The 25,188-nt window shown below is 65.4% G+C and carries 29 protein-coding genes; 7 read left to right on the top strand and 22 right to left on the bottom strand.

Annotated features, from left to right (window positions below):
• The first annotated feature begins 1 nt into the window (after nt 1).
• The 4 genes from EU811_RS13645 (at nt 2) to EU811_RS13630 (ending at nt 3,833) form a co-directional block, all read left to right on the top strand.
• Nucleotides 2–1,756 (top strand): hypothetical protein, encoded by a 1,755-nt coding sequence (locus tag EU811_RS13645; protein ID WP_142938897.1) that lies wholly within the window; start codon nt 2–4, stop codon nt 1,754–1,756.
• 30 nt (nt 1,757–1,786) lie between these two features.
• Nucleotides 1,787–2,152 (top strand): hypothetical protein, encoded by a 366-nt coding sequence (locus EU811_RS13640; RefSeq protein WP_142938896.1) that lies wholly within the window; start codon nt 1,787–1,789, stop codon nt 2,150–2,152.
• A 109-nt stretch (nt 2,153–2,261) separates the two neighbouring features.
• Nucleotides 2,262–2,633 carry an HU family DNA-binding protein gene (locus EU811_RS13635; protein ID WP_133830707.1) on the top strand — a complete coding sequence of 124 codons (372 nt, stop codon included), beginning with the start codon at nt 2,262–2,264 and terminating at the stop codon, nt 2,631–2,633.
• Between the two features lie 105 nt (nt 2,634–2,738).
• A complete protein-coding gene (locus tag EU811_RS13630) occupies nt 2,739–3,833 on the top strand; it encodes a hypothetical protein (protein WP_142938895.1) in 1,095 nt (364 codons plus the stop codon).
• Between the two features lie 10 nt (nt 3,834–3,843).
• On the opposite strand, the gene EU811_RS13625 is transcribed toward EU811_RS13630, so the two are convergent.
• A complete protein-coding gene (locus EU811_RS13625; RefSeq protein WP_142938894.1) occupies nt 3,844–4,218 on the bottom strand; it encodes a hypothetical protein in 375 nt (124 codons plus the stop codon).
• A gap of 111 nt (nt 4,219–4,329) precedes the next feature.
• On the opposite strand from EU811_RS13625, the gene EU811_RS13620 reads away from it, so the two are divergent.
• Both EU811_RS13620 and EU811_RS13615 read left to right on the top strand, forming a co-directional pair.
• On the top strand, nt 4,330–5,391 hold the full coding sequence (locus EU811_RS13620) for an ATP-dependent DNA ligase (protein ID WP_308292712.1): 1,062 nt from the start codon (nt 4,330–4,332) through the stop codon (nt 5,389–5,391).
• Entirely contained in the window at nt 5,378–6,199 is an 822-nt protein-coding gene (locus EU811_RS13615; RefSeq protein ID WP_142938893.1) for a hypothetical protein, read from the top strand. The genes EU811_RS13620 and EU811_RS13615 overlap by 14 nt, the downstream gene beginning before the upstream one ends.
• 70 nt (nt 6,200–6,269) lie before the next feature.
• On the opposite strand, the gene EU811_RS13610 is transcribed toward EU811_RS13615, so the two are convergent.
• From EU811_RS13610 to EU811_RS13530, 17 genes are all read right to left on the bottom strand, one after another.
• Nucleotides 6,270–6,512 carry a hypothetical protein gene (locus EU811_RS13610; RefSeq protein ID WP_142938892.1) on the bottom strand — a complete coding sequence of 81 codons (243 nt, stop codon included), beginning with the start codon at nt 6,510–6,512 and terminating at the stop codon, nt 6,270–6,272.
• 11 nt (nt 6,513–6,523) lie between these two features.
• A complete protein-coding gene (locus EU811_RS13605) occupies nt 6,524–6,838 on the bottom strand; it encodes a hypothetical protein (protein WP_142938891.1) in 315 nt (104 codons plus the stop codon).
• A 401-nt stretch (nt 6,839–7,239) separates the two neighbouring features.
• The gene (locus EU811_RS13600) at nt 7,240–7,425 is read right to left on the bottom strand and encodes a hypothetical protein (RefSeq protein WP_142938890.1); all 186 of its coding nucleotides are present in this window, start codon (nt 7,423–7,425) and stop codon (nt 7,240–7,242) included.
• Complete coding sequence (locus EU811_RS13595) at nt 7,418–7,789, bottom strand: hypothetical protein (protein ID WP_056387433.1); 372 nt, start codon at nt 7,787–7,789, stop codon at nt 7,418–7,420. The genes EU811_RS13600 and EU811_RS13595 overlap by 8 nt, the downstream gene beginning before the upstream one ends.
• A 157-nt stretch (nt 7,790–7,946) precedes the next feature.
• Nucleotides 7,947–8,441: a phosphatase domain-containing protein gene (locus tag EU811_RS13590; protein ID WP_142938889.1), complete on the bottom strand. Its 495-nt coding sequence runs from the start codon at nt 8,439–8,441 to the stop codon at nt 7,947–7,949.
• Nucleotides 8,442–8,469: 28 nt separating this feature from the next.
• Nucleotides 8,470–8,754, bottom strand: a complete 285-nt coding sequence (locus EU811_RS13585; protein ID WP_071416456.1) for a hypothetical protein — start codon at nt 8,752–8,754, stop codon at nt 8,470–8,472.
• Nucleotides 8,751–9,014 (bottom strand): hypothetical protein, encoded by a 264-nt coding sequence (locus tag EU811_RS13580; protein ID WP_142938888.1) that lies wholly within the window; start codon nt 9,012–9,014, stop codon nt 8,751–8,753. The genes EU811_RS13585 and EU811_RS13580 overlap by 4 nt, the downstream gene beginning before the upstream one ends.
• 2 nt (nt 9,015–9,016) lie before the next feature.
• A complete protein-coding gene (locus EU811_RS13575; protein WP_142938887.1) occupies nt 9,017–9,718 on the bottom strand; it encodes a hypothetical protein in 702 nt (233 codons plus the stop codon).
• A gap of 36 nt (nt 9,719–9,754) precedes the next feature.
• Nucleotides 9,755–10,696, bottom strand: coding sequence for a hypothetical protein (locus EU811_RS13570; protein WP_142938886.1), 942 nt, complete (start codon nt 10,694–10,696; stop codon nt 9,755–9,757).
• A gap of 62 nt (nt 10,697–10,758) precedes the next feature.
• Nucleotides 10,759–11,379, bottom strand: coding sequence for a hypothetical protein (locus EU811_RS13565; RefSeq protein WP_142938885.1), 621 nt, complete (start codon nt 11,377–11,379; stop codon nt 10,759–10,761).
• A 107-nt stretch (nt 11,380–11,486) separates the two neighbouring features.
• Nucleotides 11,487–14,276, bottom strand: a complete 2,790-nt coding sequence (locus EU811_RS13560) for an AAA family ATPase (protein WP_142938884.1) — start codon at nt 14,274–14,276, stop codon at nt 11,487–11,489.
• Nucleotides 14,277–14,604: 328 nt separating this feature from the next.
• Entirely contained in the window at nt 14,605–14,808 is a 204-nt protein-coding gene (locus EU811_RS13555) for a hypothetical protein (protein WP_142938883.1), read from the bottom strand.
• Nucleotides 14,809–14,914: 106 nt separating this feature from the next.
• Complete coding sequence (locus EU811_RS13550) at nt 14,915–16,849, bottom strand: AAA family ATPase (RefSeq protein WP_142938882.1); 1,935 nt, start codon at nt 16,847–16,849, stop codon at nt 14,915–14,917.
• 148 nt (nt 16,850–16,997) lie between these two features.
• Nucleotides 16,998–18,689 carry a hypothetical protein gene (locus EU811_RS13545; RefSeq protein WP_142938881.1) on the bottom strand — a complete coding sequence of 564 codons (1,692 nt, stop codon included), beginning with the start codon at nt 18,687–18,689 and terminating at the stop codon, nt 16,998–17,000.
• 103 nt (nt 18,690–18,792) lie between these two features.
• Nucleotides 18,793–20,037: an AAA family ATPase gene (locus EU811_RS13540; protein ID WP_142938880.1), complete on the bottom strand. Its 1,245-nt coding sequence runs from the start codon at nt 20,035–20,037 to the stop codon at nt 18,793–18,795.
• A gap of 218 nt (nt 20,038–20,255) precedes the next feature.
• Nucleotides 20,256–21,287, bottom strand: coding sequence for a hypothetical protein (locus EU811_RS13535; protein ID WP_142938879.1), 1,032 nt, complete (start codon nt 21,285–21,287; stop codon nt 20,256–20,258).
• 136 nt (nt 21,288–21,423) lie between these two features.
• Nucleotides 21,424–22,362 (bottom strand): hypothetical protein, encoded by a 939-nt coding sequence (locus tag EU811_RS13530; protein ID WP_142938878.1) that lies wholly within the window; start codon nt 22,360–22,362, stop codon nt 21,424–21,426.
• 171 nt (nt 22,363–22,533) lie between these two features.
• Between EU811_RS13530 and EU811_RS13525 the strand changes: the two genes are divergently transcribed.
• Entirely contained in the window at nt 22,534–23,091 is a 558-nt protein-coding gene (locus EU811_RS13525; protein WP_202979322.1) for a LysM peptidoglycan-binding domain-containing protein, read from the top strand.
• Between the two features lie 70 nt (nt 23,092–23,161).
• Here EU811_RS13525 and EU811_RS13520 read toward each other — a convergent pair whose 3' ends face one another.
• The 4 genes from EU811_RS13520 to EU811_RS13505 form a co-directional block, all read right to left on the bottom strand.
• A complete protein-coding gene (locus EU811_RS13520; RefSeq protein ID WP_142938877.1) occupies nt 23,162–23,503 on the bottom strand; it encodes a hypothetical protein in 342 nt (113 codons plus the stop codon).
• The gene (locus EU811_RS13515; RefSeq protein ID WP_142938876.1) at nt 23,496–23,792 is read right to left on the bottom strand and encodes a hypothetical protein; all 297 of its coding nucleotides are present in this window, start codon (nt 23,790–23,792) and stop codon (nt 23,496–23,498) included. Before EU811_RS13515 ends, EU811_RS13520 begins: the two co-directional genes overlap by 8 nt.
• 216 nt (nt 23,793–24,008) lie before the next feature.
• On the bottom strand, nt 24,009–24,536 hold the full coding sequence (locus EU811_RS13510; RefSeq protein WP_142938875.1) for a hypothetical protein: 528 nt from the start codon (nt 24,534–24,536) through the stop codon (nt 24,009–24,011).
• Between the two features lie 169 nt (nt 24,537–24,705).
• Nucleotides 24,706–25,113 carry a hypothetical protein gene (locus EU811_RS13505; protein ID WP_142938874.1) on the bottom strand — a complete coding sequence of 136 codons (408 nt, stop codon included), beginning with the start codon at nt 25,111–25,113 and terminating at the stop codon, nt 24,706–24,708.
• Nucleotides 25,114–25,188 lie beyond the last annotated feature (75 nt).

Below are 25,188 nucleotides of genomic sequence, written 5' to 3'. Positions count from 1 at the left end.
CATGACACAGGACACGGAGCGGGAAATGGGTCCGGGCGGCAGGGGCCGGGGGCGCAAGGCACTGCCTGTCGACCCGTTGGGCGACGTCCATGCCGTGTACGGGATGGACGGCGGGGAGGAGGACATCATCGACGCGGAGATTGTCGACGAGCCGGAGACGCAGGGCGGACACGACACCTCACGCGGGCAGCGCGAGCGGCTGCGCGACCGTGCCCGCGGCTTCTTCGGGGCCGCGACGCGGGAGCGGACCGAGGAGCGGGAGCGCCAGCGTGCACGCGACCAGGAGCGCGCTGCGGCCGACGATGACGGCCTCGACGACCGGGAGCGGCTGCTGAAGCTCCGGGCGGAGACGCGGCTGGCGGGCGAGGCGTACATGCAGACGCTGCGCGATTCGAAGCTGCTCGTGCCCGGTTTCAACGACGGGGAGCGCACGAAGGAGTTCGACGCGATGCACGCGGTCTACATGCAGATGATGATGCAGGGCTGCCTGCGTCCGCTCACCCGCGGCGTGAACCCGAACTCGGTCATCCAGGCCGCCGGCATGATGATGGCAATGCGGATGCTCGCTCCTGACTTCAGGAAGGAGATGGACTCCTACCTGCAGCCGTTTAAGGACAAGGTCCAGGACCGGATCGACGCGAAGACCCGGCACATCGGCGAGAGGGCCGAGCGCCAGGCGGCCCTGGTCGGAGATCTGTTCGGGGGCGCGCCGGAGGCGCAGGAGGCCGCCGGCGACGACGGCGGGAAGCAGTCCGGGAAGTCGGGCGGGCGGTGGGGCACCAGCAGGGACGACTTCCTTTCCCGGCGCTGGCGTACCCGCCTGGAGGACCTGGAGCGCCGCGAGCGGGGCAACCGTGAGTTGTTTACTCCCGAGTCGGCGGCCATGACCGAGGTCGCACTCATGGAGAACGCCTTCTGGAAGATGCGTGACCCCGAGCAGGACGCGAAGCAGATCAACGCCAGCTACAAGGCCCTGCGCAAGCGCCTGCGCCAGCAGATGGAGGACGACGGGCTCGACCGTGCCGAGGTGGTCAAGCGCGCCCGGACGATCATCGGCGAGCGGATGGAGTCCGAGCCGGAGCTGCGCCTGATGTTCAACGGCGTCGCGCACGGCCGCATCGTCAAGGCCTCGCCGCACGAGGCCCGCCTCGCGGGCACCGACAGGGTACGCGAGGTCTGGACCGGGGAGTTCGACGACCACCTGGGCCGGCGGATCCCCGACGAGGGCATGTTCACGCTGCGCCTGCCGATGGAGCCGGACGAGCACCAGGTCCAGCTGGCGGAAACCATGAAGGCGGCGATGCTGGACGGCGTCCAGCGTGGCGACGGACAGGCCCTCGGCGGCAGTGTCATGGGCTACATGATCGGTTTCGCGGCCAAGAAGCAGGGCCTGGACACCCGCGGGCTGCCCGAGGACCTCCAGCAGCGCCTCGACCAGTCCGAGAGCATGCTCGCAAGCATGGAGATCGATGGTCTCTCGGACGAGGAGCAGCAGCGTGTCTACTCGAACGCCTACGTGGACGCCATCGAGGAGCTGAACAAGGAGGACCCGGATTTTGAGCACGAGCTCAAGCTGGCCCTCGGCGAGGACTGGCAGGACACGATGCGGGCCGCGGTCGACGATCCCGCTACTTTCCTGGCGGCGCAGCGCACGCGGCCCCAGCCCTTCCGACAGGGGCCCGGCCCCTCGGCCCGGCCGGGGCCGGAGGGCCAGTGGAGCCGCGACCGCGGAGCCGAGGACTACCAGCCGGCATAGTCCGGAAACGAACGAGAAGGAGACAGGACCATGAGCGACGACCAGCAGGTAGAGCAGCAGGAGCGGTACGGTTCCCGGCTCGCCCAGATGTTCGGGTACGTCACGCCCGAGGACCGCGGTCGCTGGGAGCAGCAGCGTGCGCAGAACAAGAAGAACGTCAACGCAACCAAGCAGGGTGCGAAGTCCTCCGTGAGCTCGATGATGGAGTTCGGCGACAAGAACATCAACGCCAAGCTCAACGCGGCCCACCGGATCGCCGACCAGCAGCGGTTCGACGAGTCCCACGACAAGATCGTCAGCACACGGCGCGATCCGAAGACTCGGTCGATTATTGAGTCAGTTGACTACGAGTACAAGGACGACCGCCAGTCCATTGATCCGGATATCGAGCTTTAGTTGAATGAATACCGACAGGTCTGTGGATCGCTTTTCGACAGGCCTGTCGGATAAACTGGTTTTCAAGCAGGAAGCGGACGACGAGGGATGATAGGACAAAGGTGTGGGCATGAAGACGACGGTTCATCCGCGGATCAGCAAGCGTGGATTCATCTCGAAGGTGGCCGGCCGCAGCGGACAGCCGATAAGGGTGGTGAGTGAGGTGTACGAGTCGCTCATCGCGGAGCTCACCGACGCCGTGCGCCGTGGAGACACCGTCGTGCTCACCGGCTTTGGCCGCTTCGCCCGGCAGACGCACAAAGGCCACAAGGTCCGGTTCGGCAAGAAGGACGTGGATGACTACTCGGTGCTGAAGTTCTCCGCGTCACGCAGCATCAATCGACGGCTCGATCCGGACGCTGACCTGGGTGGCCCGGAGACCTTGAGGCTGATCGACGAGTTTGACGAGGCTGAGGAGGTCCTTGCCCGGGTGGCGGGATAGACGACGGGCAGCTGCTGACAGAAAAAAATAAAAACCCCGGCGATGCGGAAGCATCACCGGGGTTCTTCTGTCAGTAAGGGGCTGCAGGTGCCAGGACCGGTCCCTGTGCACGGCGCATCGTCAGGGGTCGCTTATGATCGCTCGGTGATCTCGTCTGAATTCCTAACCTGTACCTCCCGTGTGCCATTGCTCCAGTCAGTGGTGCAATGCGATCCATTTAGCGTGATTGTCAGGTCGGCGGAACAGGACTGGGACCCGAGCACTTTGTTGTCCGCCCTCAGCCAGGCGTCGGCTGTCCTCGTCGCCATCATTGGAGGTTTTCTTGTCAGCCGGCTTGTTGCGATCTCCAGCGAACGGGAGGGAATCCGGAGGCTTGTGGATGCGGCAGTTGGTCGCATCGTACACATCGAGGCGGATCTGGAAGACGCGCAGCGGATTCGGTTTGACAGGGCGAAGAGCAGCTTTTACGGAGTGGCAGTGGAAAAACTGCTTGAAGAGCCGGCTCTGGACCTTGATGCCCTGATCCAGGACCACCTGCCACGGGGAACAACAGAGGAAGAGCTCAGACCATACGCGGTTGCACTCCGGCAACGGGTGCAAAATGCAGTGCAGGCCATCAACTTGAAGCTCCGAAAAGGCGATACCAGGAATCTTGACCTTGCAGATCTCGTCGAGCGCGGTCTGGAAATCACGGACGCCGACCAGGATATTTATGAACAGGCATTCAAGCACCGGCGTGCCTTCCTGCCAAATCCTCCCGCAATATCGATTCTTGGATCTAGAGATCTCCTCGACTACACAAATCTGGCATCGGCGTTGAGACCGGGCTGGGCGATCGCAGCCGAAGTGCGACACCGGGATGAGGAAATCCGCGCTGAGGCCGATCTTCGGACGCAACTGCGGGCTGCTGTTGCCGAGCGGGACCGCTTGGATGAAGAGCTGGCCCGCGTCGGCAAGCCTGTGGGTGTGGCTGCGGCGATGTGGATGCTGGGCGTTCTCTCGTTGGGGATCCTCGTACCTTTGGTCATGATGGCCTTTGAGCCCAAGGGCTTGGACGTCTTGGCCAAGATAGTGTTGCTTGGCAGCTTTGTGATCGGGCTGGCGGCGATTCTTTGGTATGTCGGTTGGTTCTGGCTAAAGATCGGCAGTGACAAAACACAAGCCACGCCAGAAGGTCGCGCGGAAGCCCCGCCCCGGTAAAGGCCAGTAGTCACGCAATCTTGATGGCCGCCTTTTGCCGGCGTTTTGCCGTTGCATTGCGAGCCTCTGCGGCAATGCTCCAGGCAGCCGTTTCCGCAGTTCCGTTGGCCGGATGCACGAGAACACCGTGTGGGCCCGTGAGGCTTTCACCTGTACGGGTGCTGGCGTGTACGCAGTACCTGCGCTGGTTGTGTACGGTGTAGGAGACTTCCAACTCCAGTTGGACATCCCAGATGTGCTGCTGGTCCCGCAGAGCTTTCCTTGTCGCCGCCAGGAACATCAGGGCCGCTGCATCTTCAATCTGCTGTGAGGTGGGTTCCTTGTAGCGCCGGCCATCGGCAGTCCCGGCAGACCCAGCGGGGTTTGTAACAGCTTCAGTGGACATGACGACTCCTGTTTCGAATGTGGTTGGTTTCCCTGATCGAAGAAGGACCCGGTCACAGCTTTGCTGTGACGCTTCCCGGTGCTTGGTGCTGCATCCAGCCGGGAGGAAGCCTTGTTTCCACCCCTGCTTCGCTGGGCTTACGCTGTGCCCACGATGTTCGAAGGTTTGCCGGCCGCCCTGCATCCTCCTGTTGCCCTTGCTTTGGCCAAGGCCGTGGAGTCGATTCCACGCGGTGACGCACTGTCCGGCGGCTCAGTCTTTGAGATGAAGTTCGACGGTTTCCGGGCAGTGTGCCTGGTCGGTTCGGATGGGGCGTGGCTGTACAGCAGACAGGGCAAGGATCTGAGTAGGTACTTTCCGGACGTGTTGGCTTCCGTGCGTGAGCAGATCCCTCCGGGCTGTGTTGTCGACGGCGAAGTTGTGGTGTGGTCCGGCGGCCGTCTGGATTTCGATGCGCTGCAGATGCGCCTGGTGAGCTCAAAGGCGGCTCTTGCGGAGCTCGTGATGAAAAGCCCTGCCTCGCTGATAGCCTTCGACGTCCTGGCAGTGGCCGGGCAGGATACCCGCGGGCTTCAATTCCGGGATCGCCGGGCTCTGCTCGAGGAACTGGCGCGCGGGTGGATTCCGCCACTGCATCTGTCACCGGTGACCAGCGACCGGGCCCTGGCGGCCACATGGTTCAGTGACATGACCGCCACGGGCGTGGAAGGAATTGTGATCAAGGGTGAAGGGCAGACGTACGAGCCCCGGCGAATTTGGCTGAAGGTCAAGAGCAGAAGCGCCCTTGATGTGGTTCTTGCGGCGGTCATAGGTCCCATGGCGCACCCGCGGGCAGCGGTGGTGGGTTTGCCGGTACACGGACGGCTGCGGATTGTCGGCCGGTCCACGTCCTTGACGGCTCGTGCGGGAAGGGATCTGGCCACATATCTTCGTCCTCCCCGGGGAAGGCATCCATGGCCGGAGGAAATCAGCGAACGGGTGCTGGACCGCTTCACCAAGGAGGGCGGCACCACTCGCTTGACTTTGGTGGAGCCGTTGGTGGTTGAAGTCTCGGCCGACATAGCCTGGTCGGGTCAGGCATTCCGGCATTCAGTCCGCCTCATGCGGGTCAGGCCTGAGTTGTCGCCGACGGAAGTATCCCTCCCGGAAGGCTTCCAGCGTGCCTGGCGATAAAGAATGTAGCCATGTGAAGAATGGAGTCATGCGACGAGAAGATGAACCTGAAGAGTTCGAGATTGCCGACTCGTATTTTCAGGAGCTGAGGACCTGGCTGGGCTTCCGGGATTCCCACGAGGCGTGGATCCCGGAAGCCGGAAGCCGTCTGGCGCAGGACGATGGGCTCATCAAACCCCACCAGGCGTCGCACAACATCGCCAATGCGGTAGTCAGCGCGATCGATCATTTGCACGCGCTGGACAGCATCATGCTTGGTGCCGGAGCATCACATACTCTTGCCCCGTTCTCGCTGGTCAGGGCAGCCATTGAGTGCGCCGCACAGGCCGCCTGGATTTCAGCGCCAGAAGAACAGGCGACCAGGATAGTTCGTTCGCTGTCTCTGTCGCTGAAGGTAGCCAAAGACCGCGAGACTGCGTACAGCGAACTGGCACGTCGCCATCCGAATCTTCAGGGAACGCTTCCGGACTTCGACAGCGACAAGGCGCAACTGCAGGCTATTCTCGATGCCTCCGGGGCCGCTGGAAAGTTGATTCTCCCCAGCAGCACGCACATACTCACGCAGGTCCGCGACCTGGTGCCCAGGACGTCCGCCTTGTCCGTATGGCAGCTGTGCTCGGGTTTTGCCCACGGCAGGCGCTGGGCCGCGGATGCCGTGCTGAAGCCGGCGCAGTCAACTTCTCTGCCGCATGATGTCATCGCCAAGGAAAACCGGCCGACCATGAGGCTGCTTGTCTGGGCCCTTACCCCGGCTATGGATTTGATCCGGTACAGCCTCGAGCGGCATTCCGAGCTGTCGCGGGCCTAAGCAGCCAATTTGTACCCGCTGAAGCAAGAATCGGCGGCCGGAGCGGGTTCTGCAAAAGATGCCGCGCGACTCAGTTATCCGCGATGGCGAAGATCACGACGATGATGATGATCGGGATGAGCAGCACGCCCGCGCCGGCGGCGAGGTGCTCCCAGCTGAACGGCGAGTTGAGGAAGGCGATGAAGCCATCCCACAGGCTACGGACGGAGCCCACGGCCCAGGCGAAGAAGCCGGTAGCCCAGCCGATGACGGCGGTGACCGAGACTCCGCTGAGCGCGCACAGCCCCACGATCGTTCTGGTGTTCCTGAGCATGGCCAGTCCCCTCATTTCCGGTCCTCGAACAGCAGGTAGTACAGCCCGATGTGCGGGATGACGAGCACGGCGAAGGCCAGCCAGGCCCGCTTCGGGTCCTCGATCACCCATGTGATCCCGTCTTTGACGGGTTCGGCGTACGCGAGCACCGGCGCAAGAACATCGGTGCGGAAGACCACATGGAAGATGCCGTAGGCCATTCCCAGGGCGATCGCCAGGGCAAGGCTCCGGCGGATTGTCAGCTGCGCCCGCGGGCTCATCCCCCGGCGTGGTTCCGCGACTGCCGGATCCCAAGTCTGGTGGTCCGTGTCGTAGTCGTGCATCACTTCATCCCGTCTCCTTCGAATCATCATTCATGTCCATTCTATGAGAAAGGCTGAATGACGAACAGAAACGATGCCCAATGGTCAGTCGAACTCGACGTCTGCACCGACTGGTGCGGGTGTGGCGAGCCCCCTGCCCGCCTGCGGGGCATGGTTCTTCGCCGCGGATGCGCGGCGCTGGGCGGCGAGCTGGTCGAGGGTGACCCCGACGGGCCGCCCGAGGCGCTGGCCGGCTGACCGGTAGACCTTACTGTCGCGGCGTGCGCCGATGGCGACGATCTCGCGCCGGGTGATGCCGCCGGGCGGCTCGGGCCTGACGTCGCGTGAGACGATGCGCAGCGGCGGCTTCTCATGGGGGTCCGCACCGACGTAGGTTGTGTCGCAGTCGGAGAGGTCGGCAAAGCCTAGTCGTAGTCCAGCGGCTTAGTCGGGTGACGGCGGCCGTTGAGCCGGTGGAGCATGACGATGGTGGCCTCAAGGAGCGCCTCGTCCCGGCTGTGCGGATTCTTCAGGGCGCGCTGGTTGAGCCGTTCGATGTCCTGGCGGGCCCCGGGGCTGAGATGGACCTTGATCCGCAGCCCCTCAGTCATCGTCGAGCACCTTGCGGATCATTGACCGGGCCGGCTCGCCCAGCTCATCGCCGAGCTCATCGAGGGTCAGGCCGGGCTCCTCGGAGGCGTCGGAGGCACGGATGCGGCGGGAAAGCTCGGCCTGGAAGGCAGTCTCGTCGGCGTGGACCCGCCGGAGCAGGTCGACAAAGTCCGCGAACGGGATTACGGCGGCCTCGGGGACGTTCCCGTCACCGAAGATCAGGGGCTCGGCATCCCCGGCGCGGAAGCGCTCGAGCAGGGTGCCCAGGTCGGCGGCGGTAATCTTCTGGGTCGGGGCGACGTTCACGGAGAACTTCGGCAGGGAGCCCTCGCGCGGGGCCTGGGGGGTCTTGTCGTCAGTCATGGTTCCAGTCTATTCGTGGTCGAATGGGATGCCAGTGCCTCATATCCCACCATTCCTGATGGACACTGAGTCGCTGGGGAATGGCGTAGCGGGGCAGTTGAAGAGAAGCAGGCCCGCGCCCTGCGGCCCACTGCGGGTCGAGGGCGCGGGCCATGCATCAGAACTCGCCCGAGCCGGGCTGGACGTCGAACACCGGCACGCCGAGGGCCTGCCAGGCGCGGATAACCCTGGGCCGGTCATCCAGCGCGAGCAGGACGTCCCACCGCCCGCGGATAAAGGTCTCGTAGATCTCGGGCTTGACGATGTCGTCCGGCCGGCGGTCGCCCTGTCCGCGCATGAACAGAGGGCAGCTGGCAGCCCACTCCCCCACATGTTCGATGAGCCAGGCGTAGGTCGCGCGGCCGACGTCCCAGCCGTTGTCGTCCAGGACCGGCCTGCCGGAGCAGAACACGATCTTAAGTCCGGCAGCGTGCAGGGCGCGCACGGTTTCGATCACCGGCGGGTTGGGCAGGTCCCAGGGGACGAGCCGGTACTCGTGGTGTCCCCTGATGAAGCGTCCGTCGGGAAGGGTGTGCGTGGCGACCGTCCCGTCGATGTCGACGATCACGGCCGGCGAGAGGACCGCGGCCGTGGCAGTGCTGATTTCTGTCATGGTGGGTCCCTCCTTCCGGGCGGTGAGGCTATTCAGTAGACGGACGCTCGGCCTCGACGTCGAGCGGGACGATCGTCCCGAAAAGTCCTGCAGCATGCTGTGACCCGTGCGGGACTGCCAGCAGGTCGGGACCATCGGGCATGACGCCGGACTCTCCGCATGTGGGACACGTCCATGTCCAAGTGACAGGCGCGTGCACGACGCGCCTGTCGATGATCACCCAGTCGAAGCGGTCAACCCAGTCCTCGCGGCCGAGAGGCTGGCAGAGATCGGCGTCGAAGAGGGCATCGGGCACTGGCGTCCGGCTGCTCATCGCACTCCTTCTTCGGCCGGTGCTGGACCGGGCTGGGCCACCCAGTACTCCCCGAGGGGCTGGATGGTCCCGTTCTCATGGCCATGGCAGGTCAGTTCGAGAGAGCCCGCCCATTCGTGGGGACCCTGGGTGATCGCGGTGCCAGCCGGCACCTGCAGCGGAGCGTGGTCGTGGCCGTGGTAGTCGCGGCAGGCCGACTCGTCGTCGTTCGCGAGCTTGAGGGCGCAGCACGCGCAGAGGATGAAAACACCGCTGGCCAAGGTCAGTCCCCGCCTTCCTGGTTGTCGTACTGGCTGACATAGCCGATGAGAAAGTTGTCGTCGACCGGATCGAAGCCGTGCTGCTCCGTGAACTCCGCGTGGTACTCGGCAGGGTCCCGGTCTCCCGGGTGCGGCCGGACGGAGCCGATCGCGTTGGCGATCCACTCCAGTTCGTCGGCACCGGACCACTCCGGCTTGGTGCCGAGGCCGAGGGCAATGGCGTCGACGATGTCGGTGTCGGTCACAGGTCCGGGGTTGCCGTTGGTCCGGGACAGCGGCCTGCGGCAGTCGGGGATGAATCCCATGGCAAGCAGGACGGTCACCGGCAGGTGGTGGGCGTGCCAGATCGCGTCGGCGGCGTCGGTGGGGGAATCGCCCGAGGAGAGTCCGCCGGAGAGGTACAGCCGGTAGCCGGCGACCTCGATGGTGTCCGTCTCGCTGGAGTTCAGCGCCTCTTCGAGCTCGTCGATGACCCTGCGGCCGACGCGTTTGATGACCTCCGGGCTCGGCTCGCCCTCGGCGTCCAGGTGCATGTCGGGGTCGAAGTCCTCGACCAGCTCCTCGAGCTGGGACTCGGGGTCGTCGAACCGGAACGATTCAGGGTCCGCGGTCTCCTCGACCATCAGGCGGCCGCGTTCGAAGTCGATCGGCTTGGTGCGGTCGGCCGGGACGGCGATGGCCGCGGTGAGCATATCGGCGCTCATGGGTTCTCCTTGGGTCGGGATGTGGGTGGGGTCGGCTCAGGCGGCGGATTGCTGTGTCTTCGCGGCGGCGTGCTCGCGGTAGAGGCGCACAGCCAGGTCGACGCAGTAGCAGGTGAACAGGAAGTGGATGTCCCAGTCGCGCAGGTCCCACTCCCAGGTGTCGGAGCCGACGGTGTCCTCGTGCTCAGCCAGCCATTTGTGGGCCTCCGACTCGCTGTCGGCGTGCCAGCGGGCGTCTTCGATGATTTCCATGCGCCGCTCGGCAGGGGAATGTCGTGGGACCTCGATGTCGGCGAGCTCCATCCAGTTGTGTTCCTCTGTGAGCCGGTCGAACTTCTCGTCGGGGATGCCGTCGGTGCTCCAGAGGGCAGCGCGCGCGGCAGCGGCCGCGTTCCGGCGCTCGTGGTTCAGCACGGTGCCGGTGGCCGCGAGGTGCTCCTGGGCGTTCCAGTGGGCCTCGAAGAGCGCCAACTGTGCGTCCCCGTCAAGGCCGCGCAGTTCGTGCAGGCGCGCCAGCAGCGCCAACTGCTGATGGTGGACCTCCTGGGCCTCGGTGCCGAGTCCCTCGCTTTCTTCGAGGTGCTCCCGCACCAGCTGGATGAAGAGATCTGGGTCGTACTGCTTTACTTCGCGGGAGCGGCCGCCGCAGAGCTTCTCGGCCCAGTAGCGGAAGTCGATGCTTGGCGCACCGTCGGAGTAGTAGCCCTCGCTCTTGCCGGCCGACGCGAAGAACCCGATCATGTCTGGTTCTCGGGTGAACATGTAGCCGTCGGCGATGTCGCCGCTGGTGGCCATATGGCCGGGCCAGGTGGTGACGTCCCAGGACCACATGCGGGTCCCTGGGGCCTGGATCCTGAAGTGGCGGTAGAGATCCTCGTCGTGCAGAACGACGAGGACGTGCTCCCGGGTTTGGGCGAGAAAGTCGGCGTACGTATGGGCGTACGGGTTCTCGGGCTTGACGGTGTCAGGTGCGGACATGGCGGGTCCCTTCCGGGTCTGCTGGTCAGGGTTGTGGTCGGGGCCGTCCGCTCGGGCGGTGCTCAGAGGATCGGCAGTGGCCGGCCGGAGGGCTTGTAGTGGCCGTCGGCCTCGTCGAGCACGGCCTCGGTGAGGAGCACGGTGGCGGGCATGAGGAACGCACCCACGAGCGCGGCGAGGCGCTGCTCGTCGGCCAGCACCCGCTCGGGGATGCTGCCGCGGGAGCTGAAGAACATGTCGGCACGCTCGATGAGGCTGGCCCGGCGGGCCTCTCTGGAGGTGAAGTGCTCGGCGACGGTCTGTCCGGGGCCGTACTCGGTGATCACCGAATAGAGCGCGGCGGGAACCTCGGTCTTCTTGCGGGTTGTGCTCACGTAGACCTGGACGCCCCATCGGCGGCAGAGCTTGGCGATGGCGTTAACCACGCTGTCCGGGGCGCTCTCCCACTGCCCGGAGCTGGACTGGTACAGCTCGTGCACTTCGTTCGCGGCGGAGGCGTCGATTGCGCCCAGGACGACGTCCGAGGCGGTCAGCAGCTGCGCGCACATGCGCAGCCGGAATGCTGGCGAGGGGTAGTGGTCGTGGAAGACGATCCGGTCGTCGTGGCAGATGACCAGGTCGTAGGCACTGTCGGGGCCCGGCACGAGCTCCTCTGAGCCGGCCTGGATTCCAGTGGCGGTCATGGCGTGCTCCTTCGAAGCTGCATTGGCTGTGTTTATGGGATGGGAAGCAGGAGGCGCGGGCGCTCCGACCTCTCGTGGAGGTGGAGCGCCCGCGCCGGTGCCGTCGGTCAGACGGCTTCTGCGACCTGCTGCTGGTCGCCGGGGGTACCGGCGTCCTCGTCGTCGACCAGAAGGGTCGGGTCGATGCCCGCAGCGCGCTGCGCGTTCTTCTCGTCACGCTCGGTGAGGGCGTTGACGATCTGTTCGTAGCTGCTCTGGATCGGCGGGTTCTTCGCCGTGCCGTAGGAGAGCACGTACTGGCTCTTCATGGCGCGCGTGAACGCGACGTAGAACATCCGCTTGGTGTCCTGGGTCATCTTCGCGTCCTCCTTGTAGAGGACGACGACGTTGTCGAACTCGAGGCCCTTGGCACCGTGGATCGTCGAGACGACGAGATCGGCCTTGGACTCGAGGTTCTTCCGCTTGCGCTCCTGGTTCTTCTGCTTGTTCACGTTCAGCTTCTGCTGGTTGCGCGTGATCTCGAAGGACAGGAGGTTGTCGCGGAGCCGGTCGAAGAACACGTTCGCAGGCAGACTGCCCTGGTTGCACAGGGCCACCCAGCCGTTGATCGCGGCGCTGTTCTCGACCCACCACTCGGAGATGGTGCGCAGGATTGCCTTCTCGACGTTGACGTTTCCGGCATTCTTCGTCAGCTTGCCCATGTTGTCCTTGATCCCCTGGGAGACCACGAACGAGGCGTTGGCCGGCTGCACCTGCAGGACGTCGTTCCAGAAGAACTTGATGTACTTCGAGAAGATGTCCGTGGCGTAGACGCGGTCGCTGACGAGCGAGGCCACGTGCTTATTCGGGTAGGCCTTCTCGAGCACTTCCTGGATCAGCGCCACCTCACGGCGGGCGTAGGCCAGGAAGGCCACCTGCTCGCCGCGGTCCAGGCAGGCCTGAACGTACTCCGGGATCACCGTGTTGCGCACGAGCGGCTGCAGGTCGTTGGCGATGAAGCCGGTCAGGCGGGCCACCTCGTGGTAGTTGAGGGTGACCTTCTCCTGGAAGGAGTCGGCCGTGGGCACCGCCAGCGAGTTGGCCTGCAGCTGGATGTTGGCGAACTGGTTGGTCTCCAGACCGCCAAGCACGACGTTCGCGAAGTCGAGAATCTCCTGGTTGCTCCGGTAATTCGTCGTGAGCCGGAAGGTTGCGAAGACCCCCGAGCCCTCCAGCGTGTTGAGCGCCCTCGGGTTGGCCGAGCGGAACTCGTACAGCGTCTGGCTGGCGTCGCCGACGATGAACAGCGACTGGGCGTGCTTGGTGATGTACTTCAGCACGTAGATGAACTCGAAGACCGAGTTGTCCTGGACCTCGTCGATGATCAGGTACTTGCTCTGCACGTGGGCAGGCTCGGACATGTCATCGATCTTCTGGTAGCAGATGATGATCTGCAGCTCCAGCGAGGTCTGCTCGATGCGGTCGAGCAGCGCGATCACCTCGTCGAAGTGGTTCTCGACGAAGGTGTTCAGGGCCGTGAACGCGCCGGTCTTGTTCTGGTCGACCTCCAGCAGGCGGTGTCGGAACGTCGCCGCGAACTGGCTGTTCGGGTAGAAGATGTCGATCGAGTTGATGATCGTGTCGATGGCCGAGACCTTGTGGGTCGGGTGGTTCATCGAATAGATGTCGATGATCATCTTGGCGATCGTCATCGAGCCGACGTTCGGGTTCTTCTCGGTGATGTTGTCGGCGGCGGCGTTGGTGAACGACAGGACGGTGATGTCGCTGGCGGGCACCCCGCAGGTCTCGAGGTACTTGATGCGCTCGAGGATCACGGTCGACTTGCCTGTGCCCGCGCCGGCCTGCGTCATCACCAGCGGCTCGTGCGTGCTGAGCGCGTCGAGCTGCTGCTTGGACAGGTGCGGCGGGAACACCGCCGCCGTGGCTGGCTGCGGCGGCGTGATGAGCTGGCCCTTCATCCGTTCCAGGTGGTCGAGGGTGTGGTTCATCAGCAGGCTGAGGTTCTGCTTGGACAGCTTCGCCGCGATCGGCGCGGAGAACGTGGTGTCCAGCTGCTGGTGGATCCGGCGGTACGCCTCCAGCGGGACGTTGTAGTTCTCCAGGTAGCGCAGCTGCACCGCGAGCATGTTCAGCTGCTCCTCGGTTGGGCTGGCCGGCATGTCCTGCACGTACTGGCAGACCGTGTCGGAGATGGCCTCGGAGTCCCAGATCCGGGCCAGGCGCGTGATGCGCTCGTAGATCGGGTACTCGTCCATCCAGTCGGCGAGCTTGTCGAGGTTGGTGGCACTCAACCCTGCGGCCGAGAGCACATCTTCGATGAACTCACGGGCGTTCTCGGCAGGGCTGGTGTCCCACTGCAGGAACACCGCCGCGTCGTGGTTGCCGTAGCCGACGGAGCGGGACACCGAGACGGCGCGCTCGGGCTCAGCCACGCCCTGCTTGAGGAAGTAGAGCTCCAGGCGGTACTGGATCACCAGGTCGCGGCGGATTTTGTCGCCAGCCTTGTCCTCGTACACGGTCAGGGCCTGGGGGGTCATGTCGAAGTGCACGTCCCAGGAGTTGGCCGGCGTCGGAAGGTCGAGCTCGAAGCGGTCGTCGACATGGGGCACCGGGAGCGTGAACGAGCCGCCCGAGAGCAGGGATCGACGTGTGATCGGGGCAAGCGGCACCAGCGCGGTGGTGATGTCGTGGTGGGTCGAGCTCTGCTTGACCTCGATGTCGCGGTCCACCGCGTAGGCGGTGTTGGTCGCAGTGTTGATCGGCCGCAGGCTCTCGTTGAGCAGGCCGGTCTTCTTGCCGGACCCGGTCAGACGAGAGGAGAAGAACTTCGGGTCGACGGTCTTCTGGGCAGCGACGGCGGCTGCGGAAAGGTCGATGTCGTCAAGCAGGATAGGCATGGTGTCGTCTTTCTTCGAACGAATCAGTAGGCAGGTCGAGAGGGTTTATCGAATGGGAGCCGTATAGACCATACTCACAGGAGATGAATGGTCAGTCGAATGCTCTTAGACGAGCGCTTGGGTCACGGGCGCGGGCATGAGAGCGGGAGGGCTCGCCTCTGGCGACGAGCCCTCCCGCACTCCTCTCAACCCACCCGTCAGGGGCCGTGAGGCCCCTGAATCCGGGCGCAGCGGCGTCAGCCGCGCGGACCCGGACACCGCGTGCTACCCAGGCGCGCGGTCGTTCATCGCAGGCTCACCTCTTGGGTAGGCCCGGCGGGAAGCACCTTCAGTCGGCGTTCCAGGGATTGGCCTTGGTGACGGACCCCGAGGGGTCCACCTCGACAAGGCCGAGCATGAGCACGAGATCACGGCAGTCGGCCGCGTCCTCGGAGTGGGCGGAGACCAGCAGCCGTGCGTCGTCGCAGATCTGCTCGCTCCTGTCTTCGGGCTGTGCTGCACGGATGGTGGTGTGGGTGGTCGTGATGGTCATGGCGGTGACGTCCTTACTTCCTGTGGTGGAACGCGATGCGCGTACGCACGAGCACCCCCACCCCGGTATCCGGGACAGGGGTGCTCGAACGCAGTGTGGTGCCGGATCAGTCGATGGACAGTGCTTCCGGCTCGTCGGAGACGGCGGCCGCAGGTGGTGCGGACGGGACTGGCGCTGCCTGGGCGGCGAGCAGCCGGTCCTCGATCCACACGCGCACAGCCTTGCCGGCCGGACGCGCACCCTGGGAATCGACGTAGGTCTCCTCGGCGACGGCACGCAGCTCGTCGTCGGGGATCGACGCGGGCAGTGTCTGGCCCAGGCGGGGCCTGGCGTCCAGGATCCGTTCGCGCTGGCGGCTGTACTCCGCCGCGAGGATCTCCCGGTAGGCCTGCTCGTCGACCGGGTTGAAACCCACGACGAGTGAGAACCGCCCGAGCAGCTCTGCGTCGAAGAACTGAGCCAGCTCCTTGGTCAGGGACCGGTGGGAGACCGCCGGCGGGGCCGAGCCGAAGCCGACCGGCTTGCGGTTCAGGGCTTCCCGCGCGGCGTTGGTCGTGCAGATCACCAGCGCCTTGGAGAAGTCCAGCACCTTGCCGTGGGCGTTGCGGATGTAGCCCTCGTCGAAGGCCGAGAGGAACAGCCGCTGCACGGCTTTGTCCGCTTTCTCGAACTCGTCGAGCAGGATCACCCGGTGGGGGTTGGACTCGAGCGCGTCGAATGGCAGCTCGCGGTTGGAGTCCGAGCCCACGTAGCCGGGAGGTGCCCCGACGATCTTCGCGGTGTCCGAGGGAGTGTGGAACTCCGTCATGTTCAGGATGATCGGCTCGGTGCCGGTCATCTGCTCCGCAATGATCTTCGCGGTCTCGGTCTTGCCCACGCCCGAGGCTCCGGCGAGCATCCAGGTTGTCGGGGTCGACGTCGGGAACAGGTCCAGCTCCTCGCGGGCCAGGCGGTCCACAAGTTTCTCGAGCACGTCGGCCTGTCCGCGCAGGCGGCCCAGCAGGGTCGCCCGGAGGGTTGCGACGTCGAACTCCGGGCGCTGGGCGTTTCCGGTCATCAGACGCTTGGCCACGTCCAGGACGCGCTTGGTAGTCAGCGGCACCTGCGGGATCGACCGCAAGGTGTTCACGAGTGCCGTGTCTCCGGCTGCCTCGGCCTGGACGATGAGCTTCTTCTGCTCCAGCACACGGTCGGCCATCGCCCGGTCCAGCAGCGTGATGGCGCTGTCGGGGCGGTGCTGCCCGGCACGGGAATTCTCCTCCGCGATCCGGACCGTCTCCGCCAGGACATCGTCGGAAACCGCGATCTGATGGCGGTAGTGCGCCACCAGGCCCGGCCGGACGCTGCCGAGCACCGTGAGGGTTTGCTCGACGGTCAGTTCGTCGACGATGAGCGGGGTGAAGCGCCGCGCGAAGGCAGGGTCGTCGTCGAAGGCCCGGGACTCGGTGGAGGTGGTGGCACCGATGACGCGCATGTCGCCGCGGGCCAGGGCAGGCTTGAGCACCTGCGAGACCTTTCGCAGCACTGAGTCGGTGTGGGAGGTGGATCCACCGGTGATCTGGTGGATCTCGTCCATGAACAGGATGACCTTGTTCTTGGGGTCTGAGGCGAAGTCGATGACGGTCTGGACCTTCTCCTCCAGCTGCCCGACGATGCCGGAGCCGGCGACGAGGTTGGTGATGGGCAGCTCGTAGACGGTGAAGCCCTTGAGCTGGTCCGGGATGAGGGTGTCGCCCAGGGCGATCCGGCGGGCGATGTCCTCGACGATCCGGGTCTTACCAACGCCGGCGGAGCCCTTCAGGAGCACGTTCGGCTTGTTCCGGCTGATCAGGACGGAGAGGACCTGCTCGATGAGCGCGTCGCGGAACATCGTCGGGTCAGCGTTCTTGAACTTCTCGTTGTAGTCGACGAGGAGCTCCTTGACGGCGTCGTCGGACTGGCCGCCCTGGCTGGGGATGCCGCCCATGGGCGGGAAGCTCGGAGGCGTGCCGCCGCTGTTTGTGTCGTCGTCGGAGCCCGACGTGAAGTTGTTGAGGCCCATCGCGGGTCCCTCCTTCGGTGGGGTTCGCCGGGCGGCGCGCTGGGTGGGCGCGCCGGGATGCCTGGCAGGGTTACGGGTAGGTCTGAGGGAGGAGGAGACGCCGGCCGGTTCGGCCGGTCGGCGTCTCCTCCATGGCTGGAGGGCAGGGTCAGAGGACCATGCCCAGCAGCTTCTGCCGGATGCTCGGGTCGATGTGCTGCATGCCGTTCGCGTACGCCTCGGCGGAGCGGACCATGTACTTCCAGTCCATGGCCGAGCACGGGGCGTAGTAGAGGTTCGCCGGGTGCTCCTCGCGCCTGGACGGCGGAGGCCACTCGAAGTCGGTGATCATCAGCGACAGCTGGCGCTTGCGCTTTGGCGAGGCGTTGATGTAGTCCCAGATCTGCTTGAACTCCGTGCCTCCGGTGACCTTGGGCACTTTCCGGAACTCATTCCAGATCTGCCGCGTCGACTTGTTCTCTACTTTCAGCAACGTTTCCTGGGAGAGCATGTGGCTGAACGAGTTGAAATACAGGTTGACGTTGAGCTTCTTGGCGATCTTGATCAGCATCAGCACCGCCTCCTGGTAGTTCTCCTCGGAGATCGATCCGGAGGTGTCGATGTAGATGTGCAGGTCTGGCATGTACTGCACCGAGGTGATCCGGCCGGGCTTGTTGAAGTCGTCCGGGTTGCGTCGGTTGGCCTTGAGGAAGGTCGTCTTCGTGGTCCGGTAGATGTTTTGCGACTTGTTGACCTTGCCCATGCGCTTGAGCACCCGGGTGATGTCCTTGAACAGGTCCAGCTTCGTGGGCGGGGCCTTGCGGAACTTTACCTGGGCCGAACGCGAGCCGGGCTGGCCCGGCTGCTGCCGTGCGCCCATGGCAGCGGCCCTGGCAGCTGCCCGCGGGAGCGAGGTCAGCTTGGACAGCGCGGCGTTGGAGACGACTTTCACGGGCGAGGCGAGGGACTGGTTGATGAGGTTCCACTCCCCCGTTACCTTCGCGGCGGTGGCGCGGGCGTGGGCCTCGACGTTGACCAGGACCAGCGACCGCGGGCAGAACAGCTCCCCGACGGTAAACGGCATGATGCCGGTGTCGAGGGCAGCCGCGCCTGTTGAGGCGGCCTTGCGCCGCTGGTCGACGTAGGTCATCAGCATGCGAATGACCAGCCGGGCGAAGGAGAACTCGTCGTTGCCGTCGGAGTCGTCCTTGCGCAGAAGCAGCGACTCGGTCAGCCCCTTGAGCGAGAGGTTCGCGAAGTCGTTCAGCAGCCGGAGGGTGTCTGCGGGCATGGCGTTCGCGCCGGCCATCGCCTGCAACTGCTGGTTCAGCCAGATCTTGAAGCCGTCGAAGGCGGCAGAGGACTGGAACCAGAAGCCGAGGGTGTTCGGGTGGTAGGTGTAGGCGACGGAGGCGAAGAAGGCGCTTTCGTCGGCCGAGCCGGCGAGCAGGCCCTTGGCCGCGGGGATGACATCGTTCTGGGCTGAGTACAGGACCCGGGCTGACGGCGCGGGCCACTTGTTTTGCTGCCCGGCCTGGACGGCGAACAGCTCACCCACCGGCAGGGGCGTGCCCTGGTCATAGCTGACCAGGGTCTGTCCGAGCAGCTCCTTGGCGTTCTTTTCAGCGGCCGGGTCCATCGTTTCGCCGAGGCAGCGCATGACGATGTCCAGGACGTCGCCGGTGATGTCGTGGCCCGAGCCGTCGACGATGCTGGCCGGAGCGCTGGGGTTCAGCGGCTCCAGCAGCGGGTCGACCAGGACCTTCTGGATGGCCGGCATGGGGTCGTAGTCGCCCGTGCACGAGATCGTGTGCAGGGCGTCGAGCACCGCCGGCTTCTGGTTCGTGACGGTGATCGTCATCGTGGTCTCCTATTGCAGTCTGAGGCGACGGGTGTCGTGGGGTGGCGGGGAACGCTCCGGAACGGAGCCGGTGGCATCCCCCGCCGCCCGGTGCCGGGTCGGCTCAGAGGAAGGCCGACAGGGACGGCTTGACCGCGGCCACGATCGGCGAGTCGACCTCGAGGAACGCCTCCAGGTTCTGCCGGTCGAACTGCCCGGTGGTCACCAGCTCGAACAGGGTACGGGTGTGCTCCGGTTCGATCTGGACGGCCGCCTGGGCCAGCTGCTCGATGAGGCGGGAGTTGTCCTCCTTCTCCTTCATCGCGTAGAGCAGCGAGCCGGAGACCTCGTTTTGGGTCAGGCCCGAGATCTGCGCGGCGAGGTCGGTGACCGTGCCCGCGGACTTGAGGGTTGCGTAGCAATTCGGCTTGGGCACGTTGACGCGGTTGTGTGCCGGGCCGCCCGAGTTCGAGGCAAGGTCTTCGGCGATGACCGCCACGAGCTGGGTGGTGAACATGGTGTCGCCGGTGAATGCCTCGATGGCCTCGTTGAGCAGTGAGGTTTCGCGGCTGCCAATGTGGACCGGGGTCGCGAGGTGGCTCGCCAGTTCCTGGCGGTCGACCTTGTTCAGCCACCGTGAGAGGTGGTCGATGGTGCGCGGCGTGGTGAGCTGGTTCATCTCCTCGCCGCCGTCGAAGAGCTCGGCCATGGTGACGTTGCCGTCGTCATCGTCGTCGTCGCGGCCGTCGGCCACGATGGCGTTCGGCGTCGACTTCTGGAAGATGAGTCCGGGGTGCTGGGTGAGGACCTTCTTCACCCAGGGGTTCAGCGCGTCGCCGAGGACGGACATCAGGGTCGCTGCGTCGGGCTCGACGTGGAAGATCGCGAAGCGCGAGAGCGAGGCCTCATCGAGGGTCGTGACGTTGCCCTTGTCGTTGCCCGCCACGACGAGGCGGACGTTCTCCGGCAGTTCGATGTGGCCCATGCGTCGCAGGGTCACCAGGGTGAGCGCGCCGGAGGTCACGTCGGAGGTCGTGCGGTTGATCTCATCGAGGAAGAGGATCGGCCACTCGCGCGGATTCTCCAGCGCGTAGTCGATGCACTCCTGGATGACCTGGTGCGGGTAGAAAACCTGCTTGTAGGACTGTGTCCCGTCGCTCTTTTCGTAGGGCACCAGGCGCGCGCCGGTGAGGTCGGCCTTGTCGGCGAGCTGGTTGCAGGGCAGAACGAAGGCCTTGGTACCCATCGAGTAGGCGAGGGCCTCGACGAAGGAGGACTTGCCGATGCCGGGCTCGCCCATGAGTGCGGGCGTGGCCCCGACCTCGAGGGACTGCTGGATCAGGGTCGTCAGGGTGTCGTTGAACTTCATGGGAATGTCTTTCTGGTCGTGGGTGAGCTGTGAGCAGGTGAGACGGGGAGACGGACCCACGGCAGGGCTGAGAGCCGTACGGGACATGTCGGAAGCAGGGCCACAAGGCCCGGTGACGGGGCGGTCGGGCTCAGAAGCCCACCGCCTCTCCATCCCCGATCGGGCTCCGCCCGATCCAGTCTTTGTTCCACCGCCAAACCGATGGGCAACCCGGGAGGTCACCCCGCTTCGGCGGTGGCCTCCCGTGCCGCTACGAGAGCCGCAGCACGGTCCAGCAGGAAGGGCCTGCCGTTACGCATCTGGGCGTGCTTGGGCCGCGGCTCGATGACCGCAAGTGAGGTCTTGTACAGCAGCCAGGCCTCGTCACCGGAAGAGAACTGCGCGCCGAAGGACCGGTAGGTGCGCAACGGCAGCTGCATGCCGGTGTAGAGCACGCCGAGCACCGAGAACTCCCAGCGGGAGCGGTCGTTGTCGAAGTCCTCGGGTGTCTTCAGCCGGTCGCGGGAGCCGGCCAGTGTCTGCTCGACGATGGCCTCGGCGTACGGGATGTCGGGCATTTCGCCGTCGGTGCCGACAGCGGTCGAGGGGATGCTGATGCTCGGCTTGGCTTTCGCTGCCAGCTCCGCGTACAGATCCTCTACCGAGGAGAACCGGCCCGAGGACGGCCGTGCTGCAGCGTGTTCGACGATGCGCTGCGGCACCGGATTGCGGGTGAAGGTGCACCAGTGGTCCAGGAGGATCTCGTACCAGCCGTGTTCCTCGCGCAGGACGCGCTTGTCAGCGGCAATCGGGAAGTCGTGGAGGTTGGCGGGTAGCGGGGCGACCAGGTGGAAGCCCCGGCCCGACATCGACAGCTCCGAGTACAGGATTCCGGGCAGGCGCAGAATCTCGGCGGCCACGTCTGCCGGGCAGCCGGGTTCCACGTCGATTACCACCAGGCCGTCCGAGGGTGCCTGCAGGTAGAACGCCGCGTTCGCCGCGTTCGGCAGTGTGTCGGCGAGTTGGTCGAGGGTGAGCAGGCAGGTCGCGTCCAGGGCGAACGCTCCGCGCAGGGGGCCTGCATGGCGGCAGCCCGCATTGCAGCCGTCGAGCAGGTGCCGGACGTCAATAGGTGCCTTGCGGCCGGTGTCTTCGTCGTCGAGCTCGCCGAGCCTTCCTGAGATGGTCCAGCGGCAGGCGGTCGCCAGGGCGCGGATCGCGGGGTTGTCGTAGAAGCTGGGGAAGATCGCGCGGGGATCGACGGCGGTCACATCAATGCCTTCTTGTCGGGAGCGGATGAAAACAGAGCCGCGTTGCACCGCGGCTCTGAAAGACGAGACCCCCGTACGGCGTGGATGCCTGCACGGGGGTCTCGTCTGGGGTTCGGTCGGTCGGATCGGCTTTAGATCAGCCCTGGTAGGTGATCCCGGCCTGCTGGGCATCGCCGGAACCGCCCCACGGGCCCTGGCCAGCGGGAGCACCCACGGCCGAGCCCGCATTCTTCAACTCGGCGTTCTCACGCTCGAGGCGGGCGAGCTTCTGCTCGGGCGTCTCCTGCTGCGGCTGCACCGCGGGGACCGGGGCCGCGGGAGCTTCCGGAAGCACCGCGACCGGTGCGGTGGCGACCTGCGTGTGCACCTGGGCCGGAGTCGGTGCCGCGACTGGAGCCGCGACGGCGGGCTGCGGGGCCGGGAAGGACAAGCCGTCCTCGACCTCGGTGGCGACCGGCTCCTCGCCGTTGCCGACGGCGGAATCCGTGCCCGGCTGGGCCTGGACCGCGCGGGGCGGGGTGTTGAAGACGATGCCGCGGGCCGCGAGCTCGCCACTGGCGACGCCGCCGGCGTTGTAGTAGCGCGGGGTCTCGTGCACGATCACCTGGTCGAGGGACAGGCCGCGGTTGGCGAAGTTCTTCGGCTTGTAGACGCGCAGCACGAGCGTCACGTCCAGTCCCTGTGCCAGCTCCTGGCCGGAGGTGTCCTGGTCGTAGGTGCCATCGCCCTTCTCGGACGGGATCGCGATGATCGGCAGGTTCGTGCCCTTGGAGTCGATCGAGTAGTTCGCGCCCGAGGCTGGGTTCTTCTTCGAGGTGTAGCGGCGCTCGGAGACGAACTGCTCCTCGACCGTGGGGTTCGCCGGGTCGGCGAACTGCACCTCGGCCTCGGTGATCGTCGCCGTGGTGTGCGGCTTGCCCACGGGGCTCATGCCGTTCTGGACCTTGCGCTGGTCGCTGGCGGCGAGGGCGGCACCCTCGATGAGGCTCGTCAGCCGGGCGAAGGCGAGCTTGCCGCGGATGAAGACGCTGGTGCCTTCGGTGAGCTGGTTGGCGGAGATGGCGTAGTTGGCCATGGTGGCGGGTTCCTTCTGTTGAGTGATTCGATGGTTCGTGGCGGCCTGTCGGACTGATCTATGACTCGTCTATTCCTTCTCCTATTCTATCAAGATGCACTGGACTACGAGTAGAATGTGCATGAGGACTCGAATGGTCGGAAATGGCGAGCAGGATAGAGAGGGACAGGGATGACGGATACGATGCACAGGCCCGAGGAGAAGGTCGCTGATGCGGCTCCCCCGGCCCGGGTGGCGGTGCAGCGGAGGGACCGGCTGGGGCCTCTCGGGTATGGCGGTGGACCGGTACTGGCGGCTGGGCTGATGGCCGGCGGGGCGCTGTTGTTCGCAGGCTGGGGCGCGACGCAGCTCCTCACTGCTGACCGGAGCCCGGCGAGCAATGCGGCGGCAGCTTCCCAGCACGAGGAGGGCACCGTGACGGTGACCCTGCCGGACCGGGACCGCAACGGGGTCCCGGACGCCTTCGAGGACAAGGCCGGCGACGGGGGGTCCACGGACGGTCAGGGTTCGGGCACCTCGGCGTCGGGCAAGGGTGACGAGGACAAGCCGGCACAGCTCCCCGAGCCGAAGCCTCAGCCGCGGGTTTACGTGATCCAGTGGGGTGACACCCTCACGGAGATCTCGGCGGAGACCGGAGTGCCGATCGGGACCCTGGTCGAGGAGAACCGGATCCAGGATCCGAATCTCATCTATGCCGGCGCTTCTCTGCTCATTCCGCCCACGGCGTGAGAGCAGGCCTGGGGCCCGGACAACGCTGACCTTCAGCGCTGTTCGGGCCTCTTGCTGTGTCCGGAAACGGTCAGACGGCGGGTCCTGCAAGCATCTGCTGCAGCGACCGCAGCCGCAGCAGCTCTTCCTGCATGCGGGTGACGTCGTCTGGCTCGTAGTCCTGGGGATAGTCGAGCTTGTACTCGCCGAGCAGCTCGATCTTCGCCTCGACGAGTCCGTTCAGATCAAAGCCGTCGACAATTGCCTGGGCAAACTGGAGAAGGCCTTTTTCGTAGGGCACGTCCGCACCCAATGCCCAGCAGAGTGCCTCGAAGCAGCTTTCGTCGTCGTCTACGGTGATACCGTGGGCGCTGATGACGCTATTGGCGGCTTCTTCGGCGGCATCCTTGATGGCGGCGCTTGCATCAGTCATCGCCTTCGCTCTCTTCTTCCTGCCGGACGTTGCGGGCAGGCGTCTGGATGTCGAGCCAGATCTGCATGACCTCAAGGACTGTGGAGGCTTTATCCTGCTCATCGAGCTTGATAAGGGTCGTCCACCCAAGTTGTGTGAGCGTTTCGACGGTGTATTCGCCGTGGTTGAGCTCGAGAACCCGATACAGTCCTGATCCAGGGACTTCGTAAATGGTCTGACCGGCTCGATGGGTTTCACGCAGCCGCTCGTACTTGACTGGCAGCTGGGCTGCGCGGAGAGGGACGGTCATGGGCTACTCCTGTGGGTCGAGGCTCTCAAGAACAGACGATTCGGTAACGGTGGCCGCGCCGCGCACCGCGCGGCTGCGACCACCACGGAACGACCCCCGGGACCGGCGTGAGCCGGTCCACGGTCTTTCCACCGGTTCCCCCGGGACGCAAAAGACCCCGCCTCGGCCGAAGCCGGGCGGGGTCGAACGAACGCCAGAAGAAGTGTTGCGTCGCTCTCAGGCGGCGTCGGTGTCGGCCTCACCGGGATCCTCGGCAGCGTCGTGCTTGTCAAACAGGAAACCCCGGGCCTGGCCGCTGGCCATCATGTCTCCGAGGTGCGCCAGGAGCACCGCGCGCTGCGTGGTCCGGCGGCCCTCCAGCGGGTCGTAGTCGCGCAGGGCATCCAGGTTGACCACCCAGCCGTTCTCGCGTTCGACGGCTTCCTCAAGTTCGGAGCCAGCGGCGACGGTCATACCGGTGAAGTCGTGGTCGAACTCGGGTGTGACGTCGAGCCGCTGTGTCGGGTCGTCGATGTAAAGCGTGTCGCCGAACAGCAGCCCGCCGGAGCGGTCGAAGGCGGCGAGAAAGACGCGGTCGGCGCGGGAGGTGTTCTCGACGTGCACGGCGGCCACGGCGTCGTTGGCGAGAAAGTCCGTCTGGCTCAGACGGGCATAGGTGCGTGAGCGGGCTTCGTAGCACCACATGATCGACCGGGCCTCGTCGAATCCGCGGAACTCGTCGGAGGGGGGCTGCATATCGACCATCTGATGCTCCTTCACGGGCGTGATCACCTTAGTCCGGCGGGACATCACGATGTACGGAATCGCCGGGCCGTGATTCCCATCCTGCCACAGGAGTGGAAAAGATTCCACTCAAATACCAAACGCCGGCACGAGGAAGACGTCCGCAGGGTGGTGGGACCCCGCGGCGGGATCAGTCTTGAGCGGAATCAGGGCTCTTGGGAGGGTCATCGAGCTGCTCGCTCTTGCGCGCCAGTTCCACAATGGCCCGGATGCTGGCCAGTGCGCCGTCGCTGAGCCCGTGCACACGCAGGGCGATGGTGCGCTCCTGCGGGGTCAGCTCCTGCTCGGTGGCGCTGTCTGGCTCGTTCTCCTCCAGGAAGTAGGACAGGGGGACGTCGAAGGCGTCGGCCAGGGCTCGGAGGTGCTGCAGGCGGGGATTGTGGGCCTCCCCCTTGCGCAGTTGCTGCAGGTAGCTGAGCGACATCGAGGAGATGCCGCGCTGCTCCATTCTCTGGACGATTTCCTGCAGGGTGACGGGGCGACCGTGTGGTCCCGCCGTCTCCGCGAACAAGCGTTCTAGTCGCTGGGCGATGGTCACGGAGCTGGATCCTCCTCGTGATTTCAGACATGAAGTCATCGAGGCGAACGGTGCACGCGACGACACCTTCATACT

The organism is Arthrobacter sp. TS-15 (genome assembly GCF_006964045.1).
Taxonomy (GTDB): domain Bacteria; phylum Actinomycetota; class Actinomycetes; order Actinomycetales; family Micrococcaceae; genus Arthrobacter.
The sequence above is the reverse complement of the archived record's forward strand: the minus strand, read 5'-3'. Positions and strand labels throughout refer to the sequence as shown.